Source organism: Psychroflexus aurantiacus, from assembly GCF_010820555.1.
Taxonomy (GTDB): domain Bacteria; phylum Bacteroidota; class Bacteroidia; order Flavobacteriales; family Flavobacteriaceae; genus Psychroflexus; species Psychroflexus aurantiacus.
In genome coordinates this window covers 69529-81244 of sequence record NZ_JAAIKD010000004.1, presented here as the reverse complement: position 1 = coordinate 81244, position 11716 = coordinate 69529, and the positions used below count along the sequence as shown (strand labels likewise).

General features: G+C 40.3%; 8 protein-coding genes. 5 read left to right on the top strand and 3 right to left on the bottom strand.

The window, feature by feature from the left end:
* The first annotated feature begins 109 nt into the window (after window positions 1-109).
* The 3 genes from trhA to gap all read left to right on the top strand — a co-directional run bounded on the left by trhA (window position 110) and on the right by gap (window position 2848).
* A complete protein-coding gene (gene trhA / locus G3567_RS07950) occupies window positions 110-745 on the top strand; it encodes a PAQR family membrane homeostasis protein TrhA (RefSeq protein WP_164004806.1) in 636 nt (211 codons plus the stop codon).
* Between the two features lie 202 nt (window positions 746-947).
* Window positions 948-1844: a lipoyl synthase gene (lipA, locus tag G3567_RS07945; RefSeq protein ID WP_164004805.1), complete on the top strand. Its 897-nt coding sequence runs from the start codon at window positions 948-950 to the stop codon at window positions 1842-1844.
* A gap of 2 nt (window positions 1845-1846) precedes the next feature.
* Window positions 1847-2848, top strand: a complete 1002-nt coding sequence (gene gap / locus G3567_RS07940) for a type I glyceraldehyde-3-phosphate dehydrogenase (protein ID WP_164004804.1) — start codon at window positions 1847-1849, stop codon at window positions 2846-2848.
* Between the two features lie 257 nt (window positions 2849-3105).
* On the opposite strand, the gene cmk is transcribed toward gap, so the two are convergent.
* Together cmk and G3567_RS07930 are read right to left on the bottom strand one after the other, a co-directional pair.
* Complete coding sequence (cmk, locus tag G3567_RS07935; RefSeq protein WP_164004803.1) at window positions 3106-3795, bottom strand: (d)CMP kinase; 690 nt, start codon at window positions 3793-3795, stop codon at window positions 3106-3108.
* Window position 3796: 1 nt separating this feature from the next.
* Complete coding sequence (locus tag G3567_RS07930; RefSeq protein ID WP_164004802.1) at window positions 3797-5839, bottom strand: HD family phosphohydrolase; 2043 nt, start codon at window positions 5837-5839, stop codon at window positions 3797-3799.
* Between the two features lie 214 nt (window positions 5840-6053).
* On the opposite strand from G3567_RS07930, the gene G3567_RS07925 reads away from it, so the two are divergent.
* Both G3567_RS07925 and G3567_RS07920 read left to right on the top strand, forming a co-directional pair.
* Window positions 6054-7229 carry an acetyl-CoA C-acyltransferase gene (locus G3567_RS07925; RefSeq protein ID WP_164004801.1) on the top strand — a complete coding sequence of 392 codons (1176 nt, stop codon included), beginning with the start codon at window positions 6054-6056 and terminating at the stop codon, window positions 7227-7229.
* 15 nt (window positions 7230-7244) lie between these two features.
* Window positions 7245-7988, top strand: coding sequence for a C40 family peptidase (locus tag G3567_RS07920; RefSeq protein WP_164004800.1), 744 nt, complete (start codon window positions 7245-7247; stop codon window positions 7986-7988).
* Here the strand turns inward: G3567_RS07920 and G3567_RS07915 are convergent.
* Complete coding sequence (locus G3567_RS07915; protein WP_164004799.1) at window positions 7985-11713, bottom strand: metallophosphoesterase; 3729 nt, start codon at window positions 11711-11713, stop codon at window positions 7985-7987. The genes G3567_RS07920 and G3567_RS07915 overlap by 4 nt on opposite strands.
* Between the last annotated feature and the right edge of the window lie 3 nt (window positions 11714-11716).

Sequence of the window (11716 nt, the reverse complement as noted above, 5' to 3'; positions counted from 1 at the left end):
AACGCCAAACTCATCTTTTCTTTACTATTTCCCTGGAAAATTGCCAGCTAATTTAACTATTGGAGAAGTTTATAAATTAGCTTTGCAAGGTATTGATGACTGAATACGGATGGAAAACACTCAAACGCGAAAAGAAGAATTCTGGAACACATTCACCCATGGAGTTGGTCTGCTATTGGCCTTTATCGGGATTGCAATGCTGTTTGCTACAGCGAAACTCGATGAGCATTATCTTAAGTTTGGACTCGGCCTGTATGCTTTTTCTTTGGTTCTACTCTACGCGTCTTCGACCGCCTATCATTATGTTTCAAACGGGCAATTGAAACGCCGTCTAAGAGTTCTGGATCACGTCAGCATTTACTTCCTCATCGCAGGAACCTACAGTCCTATGGTGCTCACCCTCCTGAAAGACAGCCACGGAGAATTTCTTTTTTATGCCGTCTGGGCAATTGCTTTTATCGGCACCGTTTTAAAACTATTTTTCACTGGAAAGTTTGAAAAACTATCGCTCTTACTCTATCTGGTCATGGGCTGGCTTATCATTTTTGATAGTGTTGCCGTGCTTGAAAATTTCAGAAGTCTGGAACTCATCCTGCTTGCGCTCGGCGGCTTTTTTTATACGCTGGGCATTTATTTTTACGTCAAAACCTCCATGACCTTCAATCATGTCATTTGGCATATTTTTGTATTGCTGGGAAGCTTTAGTCATTTCTTGATGATTTATTTTTCAGTAGCTAGACTCTAAAGCCTGTACAAATAATACATGCTGAATCGTTCTACACCCTATATAAAACGGCAGCAAATTCAGAATAAAAAAACAACACAGGGATCAAAAATATCAACCCAGGTTAAATTTGTCTTAGAGTTTATTAATTTAGGCGCAAGAGGCAACCTAAACTAAAGCTTAACTATTCATTATTTCTTACCTTTGTATAAAATTGCAACCTATGGATACTGCAGTACTTGAAAATAAAACGTCTACCGAAAATAAAACCACAACCAGAACCGGGAAACCCAAATGGCTGCGGGTTAAATTGCCTACCGGCAAGAAATACAGAAACCTAAGAAAGTTAGTCGACAAATACGACTTACATACGATTTGCACCTCTGGAAGCTGCCCGAATATGGGTGAATGCTGGGGAGAAGGGACTGCTACCTTTATGATTTTAGGTAATGTATGTACCCGTTCCTGCGGATTTTGTGGTGTAAAAACAGGAAGACCCGAAGATATTGAATGGGATGAGCCGGAAAAAGTGGCCAGATCTATCAAGATTATGGGAGTGAAACATGCGGTAGTAACCTCGGTAGACAGAGATGACCTGAAAGATATGGGGTCTATCATTTGGGCAGAAACTGTGAATGCCATCAGACGAATGAATCCTACAACGACTCTGGAGACCTTAATTCCAGATTTCCAGGGGAACACTAGAAACATTGACCGAATCATCGAAGTATCTCCTGAAGTTGTGTCTCATAATATGGAAACCGTAAGACGTTTGACCAGAGAAGTAAGAATTCAGGCTAAATACGACAGAAGTCTTGAGGTGCTGAGATACCTTAAAGCACAAGGCATCCGAAGAACAAAATCCGGTATCATGCTGGGGCTTGGAGAAAAAGAAGAGGAAGTCATTGAAACTTTGAAAGATTTGAGAAGTGTGGATGTGGATGTTGTGACCATAGGTCAGTATTTACAACCCAGCAAACAGCACCTTCCTGTTCAGGAATTTATTACTCCCAAGCAGTTTAAGAAATACGAAACTATTGGAAAAGAGTTGGGCTTCAGACATGTGGAAAGTTCTGCTTTAGTTCGCTCTTCTTACAAGGCTCATAAACATCTTGAATAAGAATGCATAAAACTATAAGAGTAGGAATAAATGGCTTTGGTCGTATCGGTCGAAGCCTTTTCCGTTTATTATACGAGCATCCACACCTTGAAGTAGTGGCCATCAATGATTTGACAGATGCCAGGACACTCTCTCATTTGCTAAAATACGACAGCATTCACGGTCAGTTTCCGTTTGATGTCAGTTATAATGAGGAAGGGATTTTGGTAGAGGGCAAATTATTCCCTTTGGTGAATACTCCTCAGCTCAAAGATCTGGATTGGGCCAGATTTGATGTGGAGACGCTTGTAGAATGTACAGGTAAATTCAAGACCAAAGCTGAACTCAATTTACACCTGGAGGCCGGTGCCCAAAAATTGATTTTGAGTGTTCCGCCAAGTGATGACTCCGTTAAAATGATAGTTCTGGGTGTGAACGACTGGGTACTGAACGCAGATGATGTAATGATTTCCAACGCGTCCTGTACAACCAATAATGCCGCCCCTATGCTGAAAGTCATTCATGAGGCGCTTGAAGTGGAGCAGGCTTACATCACAACGGTTCATTCCTACACGGCAGACCAGAGTTTACATGACAGGCCACATCGTGATTTAAGACGAGCTAGAGCAGCTTCACAATCCATCATCCCTACCACAACCGGTGCAGCAAAAGCGCTGACCAAAATATTTCCCGACCTGAGCGATGTGATTGGCGGCTGTGGTATACGCGTCCCTGTTCCCAACGGTTCTCTAACCGATATGACCCTGAATGTAAAATCCTCCACAAGTATTGAAGAAGTCAATGCTCTATTTAAAAAAGCATCTGAAACGCATTTAAAAGGCATTTTGCAATATTCTGAAGTTCCTCTGGTGAGTATTGATATTGTTGGCAATCCGTATTCCTGTGTGTTTGATGCAGAAATGACCTCGGTGATTGGAGGAAATCTGATAAAACTGATAGGCTGGTATGACAACGAAAGAGGATACAGCAACCGTTTGATGGATTTGATTCTGAAAATGAATTAAGGGTTTAAGCTTCTGGAATAGAAGCATCCGAGGGATTCAAATCTTTATAGAAAACAAATATTGAATTCGATACGACCCCATCGGGATCGAATAAAAACACCTTTTGAGGTCTATAAATATGCAATCCCTTCAGGATGAAAATAAAGATGACACATCAAGCTAAATAGATAAATCAATGGCTGGCGCGAGCCTGTATTTGTCGGTAGACAGGTGTCACACTCTTACCAATTAAAAATGATTTATATCCCGGAGGTGAATCAGGCTTCTACTCTTTCCCTGACCAGATGCATGATGGTTTCAAACTGCTCTTCCTGGCTAAGATGACTGTTATCGATTTTGATAGCGTCTTCCGCCTGAATAAGCGGAGAGTTTTCTCGGTTGGTATCTATATGGTCCCGATGTTTGACGTTTTTAAGAATCTCTTCAAAAGTGATGTCCTCGCCTTTTTCTTTAAGTTCGTTGTAGCGGCGTTGTGCCCTGATATCGGCACTGGCCGTCATAAAGATTTTAAGTTCAGCGTTTGGAAACACAACCGTTCCAATGTCACGGCCATCCATCACAATTCCTTTTTCCTCACCCAGCTGCTTTTGAGTCTGAACGAGTTTCTCTCTCACTTTATCAATCTTGGCCACAGAGCTTACGTTTTCAGAGACCTCCATGGCCCTGATTTCGTTCTCCACATTTTCTCCATTGAGAATCACATCATTGGTACCCGCTTCAGGATTGTATTCAAAATTAATTTCTATGGAAGGTAAATTTTCAACCAGTTTTGACTCATCCACTTCAGCGTTTTGAAGCCAGTTATTTCTCATAGCAAAAAGCGTTACCGCTCTGTACATGGCCCCGGTATCCACATATTTATATTGAAGTTCCTTGGCTAGTTTTTTGGCAACCGTACTTTTCCCTGTGGAGGAATGGCCGTCTATGGCAATAACAATGGGTTTCATATTAATCTGGGTATTCAATTCTGAGGTGATAGATATTGTTCAGTTTAGATTTTAAAATCTTTTTGATGGACTGAATTTCTTTGAAGGTAATATTGGCATTGATAAACTGGTCTTCCTGAATTTGCTTATTAATAATTTTATCGACAAAATCATCAATCAATTTGGTGTTGGGTTCTTTCAGGGATTTGCTGGCTGCTTCTACAGCATCACACATCATAAGAATAGCGGTTTCTTTACTAAAGGGAATCGGTCCGGGATATCTGAAATCCTTTTCATTGACTTCGCCTTCCTCTTCTTCTTTTTGCTTGGTGTAAAAATAATAAACCGTTGTAGTACCATGATGAGTTCTTATGAAATCAATAATACGATCCGGAAGGTTCCTGCGTTTGGCGATTTCTATTCCTGCAAGTCTGTGATTGATAATAATTTCTGCACTTTCTTTTGGAGAAAGCTCATCATGAGGTGAAACAGACGTGGATTGGTTTTCTGTGAAATAAATTGGATTTTTCATTTTTCCAATATCATGGTATAAGGCTCCTACCCTTATCAATAAGGAGTTGGCACCAATTTCATTGGCAGCAGCTTCCGCAAGATTGGCCACATTCAAAGAATGGTGGAAGGTTCCCGGAGCGATATTGGCCAGTTCTTTGAGCAGTTTCGAATTGGTATCCGATAACTCAAGCAGGGATAAATCTGAAATAAGTCCAAAAATCTTTTCATAGGCATAAATCAAAGGCTGGACAAATAAGAGGCCTACTCCACTGAGCAGGAAGTAAATAAAATTATTGTAATTGATATCGGCAATACTGCCTTCCTTAATCATATTGAAGGCGAAATAGGCGAAAATATACACCAGTGTAATCTGAACTACAGAGATAAACAGGTTTGCTCTTTTATAAAGCTCTGAGACCGTCAGAATGGTAACAATTCCGGCGATGATTTGCAGGAACATATATTCATAACTGTCTGGCACAACAAGACCAAGAATTAAAACGGTAATCATGTGGGTAAATAAACCAAGTCTGGCATCGAAAAAAGCCTTGAGGGTAAGTGGCAAAATACAGAGCGGAACCACATAGATATAATCATTATCGAGCTTCAGCACCAGCAAAGTGAGAAACACAAGAAAAAGAATGTTGAAAAATATAAAGCTGATTTTATTGTTATTGTCAAAAATATCAGGGCGATACTGCCTGATGAATAATAAAAGCATCAAAAGAGAAAGCGCTACTAAACAGGTATACCCGGTAATCACAACCACATAAGAAGAAGATTCCAAACTTTGAGATTCATACTCATGCTTGAGAGACTTCAGCATTCTTAATTTCTCCCCTTCAATAATTTCCCCTTTGGCAATGATTTTACTGCCTTTGGTGACTCGGCCTCTGGTGTAAGATATCTGGTCAAATTTGGACTGTATTTGGTTTTGATTGAGCTCCTCATCATATTTGACATTGACTTCTAAAACATCGAAAAAGATTTGTAACAGGGTATTTCTATACGCTGTTAAATCAGCTTCTTGAATTTCTGAAATGAGGAAAGGCTTTAAATCTTCCTGGGTAAGCAAATCTTCATAAAGCACATCTTCAACTTGCTTATTCTTAATGAGAAAAACGACGCTATAATTGTTTTCCTCATCCTCTTTTATCCGAATTCCATTTTCATAGACATCGCTTATGGTTTCTGAAATGAAATTGGAAAGCTCTGGATTATTTTGAAGTAAGGAATCCTGGGATGTCTCAAGCTTGCTTTGCCAGGTATTTTCAACTTTTTCGGCCGTAGCGACATCAAATTGATAATAAGGAATATGGGTTTTCCGTATTTTAGACTTTTCAGCGGCAATCTCTTCGTCAGATTTTAAAATGGCAAAATCAAAAGGAGCATAAAGATTTTCATACTGCCAGGGTTTACCTTTTACGATTTCATATTTGAATTGCCCCCCGGTTGGAAAGAAATAAACAATAAGAAAAACACTTACAGCTAAAAGAAAAAACTTAAAGATTATAGATTGATTCCTGTATAAATTGTCTAAAAGGTTCTTCATATCAAAATATTGCTCAAATTTATGAAAATATATGGTCTAAGTCTCTATCTGCACGCATTAGTTTTCATGGGCATAAAACCTGATTGACATTTCATTAGGCTGATTTAGAAGGAAATAAAGGAATCGAGGTCACAAAAATAGTTTAAGGTCTCCTTAAAATAAACGGGATTGGGTTTAAATTATTAAATTCGCTGAAATTAAAATTTCAATTTTTATGTCTAAAGATATCGTTATAGTAAGTGCTGCAAGAACACCCATTGGAAGTTTTTTAGGAAGCTTATCTACAATTCCTGCGACTAAGCTGGGTGAGATTGCAATAAAAGGAGCACTTTCCAAAATTAATTTAAATCCGGAACTGGTAGATGAAGTGCTGATGGGGAATGTCGTGCAAGCCAATAATGGTCAGGCTCCTGCCAGACAAGCCGCTATGGGTGCTGGCATTCCAGATACAGTGCCTTGTACCACCATCAATAAAGTTTGCGCCAGCGGGATGAAAGCCGTTATGCAGGCTGCACAGGCTATTGCCGCTGGTGATGCTGAAATTATTGTAGCTGGGGGTATGGAAAACATGAGTATGATTCCACATTACCTTCATTTGAGAAATGGACAAAAATTTGGTCCGGCGCAAATGGTGGACGGCTTGCAACGCGATGGACTTGTAGATGCTTATGACCATAATGCCATGGGGGTTTGTGCAGACCTTTGCGCCACAGAACACAACATTTCCAGAGAGGAACAGGACGAATTTGCCAAAGAATCTTATAGAAAAAGCAAAGCGGCCTGGGACGCTGGAAAATTTAAGGATGAAGTAGTCCCTGTAGAAATCCCTCAAAGACGTGGAGAGCCTGTAGTGATGAATGAAGATGAGGAGTTTAAAAATATCAAAATTGATAAAATCAGTAAACTCAGACCAGCTTTCAGCAAAGAGGGTACTTCAACTGCTGCCAATGCCTCAACTATAAATGATGGTGCGGGAGCCGTTATTCTCATGACCAGGGAAAAAGCTGAAGAACTTGGCCTGGAAGTACTGGCAACTATAAAGAGTTATGCTGATGCTGCCAAAGAACCGAAACGCTTTACGACTGCTCCAGCCAAAGCGCTTCCGCTAGCACTTAAAAAAGCAAACCTGACAAAAGAGGATATTGATTTTTTCGAATTCAATGAAGCCTTTTCTGTCGTGGGTATAGCAAATACAAGACTGCTTGGATTAGATGAGAAAAAAGTCAATGTACATGGTGGTGCAGTATCTTTAGGACATCCTTTAGGCTGTTCAGGAGTTAGAATTCTTATTACACTTATTCATATCATGAAGCAAAACAACGCCAAACTGGGTGCTGCAGCCATCTGTAACGGTGGAGGTGGTGCTTCTGCAATGGTTCTGGAACGTTAATTTTAATCCATCGAAATGCTATACGGTATTTGTCCACTCAGTGTGGTTCCTGTGCGAGCAGAAGCAAACGACAGGTCAGAAATGGTCACTCAGTTACTTTATGGTGATCATTTTGAAGTTATTGAAACCCAATCCAAATGGATTAAAATCCGTATAGCTTTTGATGGCTATGAAGGCTGGCTGGACAAAAAACAAGCCTTTGAAATTGATGAAAGCAAGTTTAAGGTTCTTAAGGATAAACATAGGTATTCAACAGATTTACTGAGTTTAATGACTACTGCTACAAGTCAGTTGATGCCCGTTTGTATAGGGTCTGCTCTACATGCCACAAGCTTTTTAGATCATCAGTTTGAGGGTGCCACCAACCAGGGCTTTTCTAAACATGATTTGGTAGAGACGGCCATGCTTTACCTCAATTCTCCTTACCTATGGGGCGGAAAATCTCCTTTTGGAATAGATTGCAGCGGATTTACCCAAATGGTTTATAAGATAAGTGGCATTCCCTTATTTCGGGATGCCTCCCAACAAGCCAAGCAAGGTCAGGCGCTTTCTTTTATCGAAGAAAGTGAGCCGGGTGACCTTGCTTTTTTTGATAATGAGGAAGGGAACATCATTCACGTAGGTATTATGATGAGAGATAATTACATCATTCATGCCCATGGTCACGTCCGCATAGACAGAATAGACCATTCCGGTATTTTTAATGTAGATACCGGGCGGTATTCCCATAATTTGAGAGTGATTAAAACGATTGTTTAAAAGGTTGCTCCAAATCCAAAGGAGAATAAAAATCCGTCTTCACTATGGAAAAAGTTTAAGGTTCCGGCAAATACATCTGCTGCATTTACCCAAATTCCTACGCCATAGTCGTTATGCCAATTGTTGGGTTCCGGCACTTCAGACCAGACCCTGCCTACATCAAAACCTCCAAAAACTCCAAACTGAAGAGGTGCTACATTGGTATGTATAGCGTTAAAACTATGTCTTAAGTCTATGCTACTCACAAAACTTTGACTTCCGATAAACCTATCTCTTCTATAGCCTCTTAAACCGTTTCTGGATCCTAAAATTGCCCCCTGATAAAACTCGTAGTCCTCATTGAAAATAAGCTGAGAAGCTGCTTTTGTTCTCAAAACCCATTTTTTATCTTTTGAAAGTGCATTGTAAAATTCCAAATGCGGATGTAAGAAAAAGAAATGCTCATCGACATCTGCGGTATTCAGAGTTCCGCCGAGCTCAACTTTAAAATCCATGCCGCGCTTAGGGTCCAAATCATCATCGAAACTTTTATACTGATAAGACGACTGGTAGGACACGAAGTCCTTTTGATCGAAAAAATCCGCATCCTGACTGATCAGCTCATCTCCAATGACATCGATAAATCGGCCCTCAGTTCTTTCTACCTTATAATTTTGATAAGAGAATTTATGTTCGAAAGTACTCCCGTATTTGGATACCCTTCTAAGTCCCAGTTCAAATTCTGATTTTCTTATTTTAACTCTGTTGAAACTCCTGCCAAAATCATTTTCAAACGATGCTGTGCCATTTCCAAAACCATAAAAGTTTCTGGCGTAATTAGGACTTGTATAAGTTAAGGTCGTAAACAAATTATAATTGCCCAGGATATTAGCGAACTCTCCTTCATACCCAAAATCGAAGCCTCCAGTGGCAGTATAAAGTCCTGCTTTTATGTTATGCCTATAAGTAAAAGGGTTAAGCCGAAACCCCTTGTAAGCATAAGACATCTGCAAACCAAAGAGCAAACCATCATCGGGATTGTAACCCACACGCGGTAAAAAGGTAGTGATTTGACTTACTTTTCTGTCTTTATCGAATGTATTGACTACGTAATCATCTGTTCTGACAATTCTTCCTCCTTTATTTTCATTAACTGAGTTTTTTAGAGATTTATGATCGTAGACCAAGACGTTTTTTCCGGAGTTGAGGGTATAGGAATCCTGGCTGTGACCGCCAATAAGCCTTACTTTGATGGGGGCTGAATGTGCTCCAGCAGTTGTAAATACATCCTCGTCATCCAAACCGTAAATCCAGATTTCTTTGGTTATTTCTTCAGAAAAAACTTTATCCACGATTTTATAAGCGCGTTCACCTTGTATATTTCTCGAAATAACGACTCGGGTCTTACCCCCTTGTTCTCTGTATACATCGATAAAATCATCTTTATCTGTAGCTATTAATACCGGTATTTCATTTAAGATTTTAAAATATTCATCCGCAAAATCATCGATAGACTTTAGCCTTTTTTTGAAGGTTACCATCAGTCTTTCGGTCTTTTCGCCATCAATCTCAGGGGGTAAATTAGCGAAAGCCTTATCAATCACCTCCTCAGTCAGGTTTTCTTGAATGTAAGCTGCTTCTTTTCTCCAGTCCTCTGCCGTTGCATTTCTAATGATCATCCTATCCAAACTCAAGCCCGAATTGTTAAACCATTTCAAATGTTCAATATCGTCTTCGTAGGGATGATATATTTTAGGAAAAGAAGTAACTGTACTCAATACCTCAAAAAATCCACCATCAAAATTGGCAAACACCTGATCTCTGTCTCTTGGTATAGGTCTAAAGTAGCGGTCTCCATTTTCTTCTTCAAATTCAGACCATCGCCATTGGTCCTCATGCCGATCCCAGTCTCCCAAAAGCATATCAAATAGCCTGGCTCTCAAATAACTGGATTCATCCAAACTGTATTTTTCATCTCTGCGCAGTCGCCCAATCATGTCTGCGGTACTCACAATATCGTGATTGGGATTGCCAAAAATACCTTCAGTACCTATCCAGTGGTCCTCTGGTCTTTCCTCAATCATATAAATTTCATCACCATGAACCCGGTTGAACTTCCCGAGCCCCTTTTGTTTTGGAATATAAACCAGCTTTGGATTGGTATGATAAACACCAATAGCTTCAGACAAATCGGGTACAACCAAAAAGCCATAGGGATGCGCAGCCGTCATAAAATCTAAAAGGAGTTCTTCGATGACAGTTTCATCAAATTCATCGGTAAGATTTTTATCGGGATAGACCGATTCCTGCAAAAGCCTGATGGGATCCTTCTTGATTTGCCTGATGTTATATTGCCTGCCAAGGCTGTCTTCAAGTCTTAGCGAATTGGTCTGCATTCCCCCTCCCACTCGCATCGGCCTTAACCCGCCATAGGCCGTGTCAATATCCATAACAGGAACAGTGATCTTCCTGGTGTATAAATCCCGATAGTGTTGCCCCCAGACACTCTCATAAAAACCGGTGCGCTCCGAATCAAACTCTTCATAAATAGAACCCGTATAAGTGGAGGTGAAATGTTCAGGAAGTTGGTTTAACTCATAGGTTTTTTCGCCTTCATAAATTTCTTGCTGAAAAATAAGCGCTGGACTATCTTCTTCTGCTGAATAAAATTGCACCCAGGATGAAGCATCCTCAAAAACATCCAGGACTGCAAACCCGTATCCAGGGAAAGCGAATAGACCATCGCTGCCCAGTTTTGCATAAGACTTTTTGGATCCGGAGCCAGAAACGATTTGCTTGAGGAGATCATGCTCGATATACTGTAAGCTATGTTCATGACCTGAGGCGAAAATCACCCTGTTCCAACGGCTGGCTATCGCCGAAATTTTATCCAACATAGACTGATACTGGTTATTTTGCGTATCCTGAACAGACACTCCCCCGGAAACCCGAATGAGATTGGCTAAGGATGCCAAGCCTGGCAGCGGTATTTTTTTGTCGGAAGGGAATACATGTTTTGAAAATTCGTAAGTCCCTCCATGAACCCCATTGGTATATAGGGGATGGTGTAAAGCCACAAGGGTGGTTTTATTTTGATTTTTCTTCAGTTCACTTTCAAATTCTTCATAGAACTGGTCCAGAGTCTTGATCTCATCACAATTCCTGTTGATGAGTGGATGTTTATCCCAGCTGGCCAGTATCCATTGAGAATCCAGTAGGATTAAATGCACATCCTCTGAGATATCAACAGAAGACATTCCGCAGCCTGGCTTGGGCAACCAGGGTTTGTCCTGGTCTGATAAGGTCTCTTCAATACGCGCTTTCTGGTTTTTCAGGGATACTATTCCTTCTGAATACCAATCGTGATTACCAGGAATAAAATGCACATCCCCCTCAAAAAACTGAAGTGCTGACGTTTGCTGATCTATGATGCTCTTGGCTTGTTCTCTATCCTTACCGCCTTTACCGGGAAGACCGGCTGGATAAATATTATCCCCAAGAATAATCACTTTATCCGTTTTGGTATCCACCGATTCTGCAAAGGATCTGAAAGCTGCGAGCCCCGGAGGAACGCCCTCCGTTTTATCATTCCCCGTATCTCCTATGAGATAAAAACGCTGTGACACTATTTTATCTTTTGGATAAGAGGTGGATTGGAATTTTTTTAGATTTTTATAGTTAACTTCGTAAGTCGCACAGGAAACCATTAGGAAACTAACTGCAAAAAGTAATAATTTTTTCTTCATTCA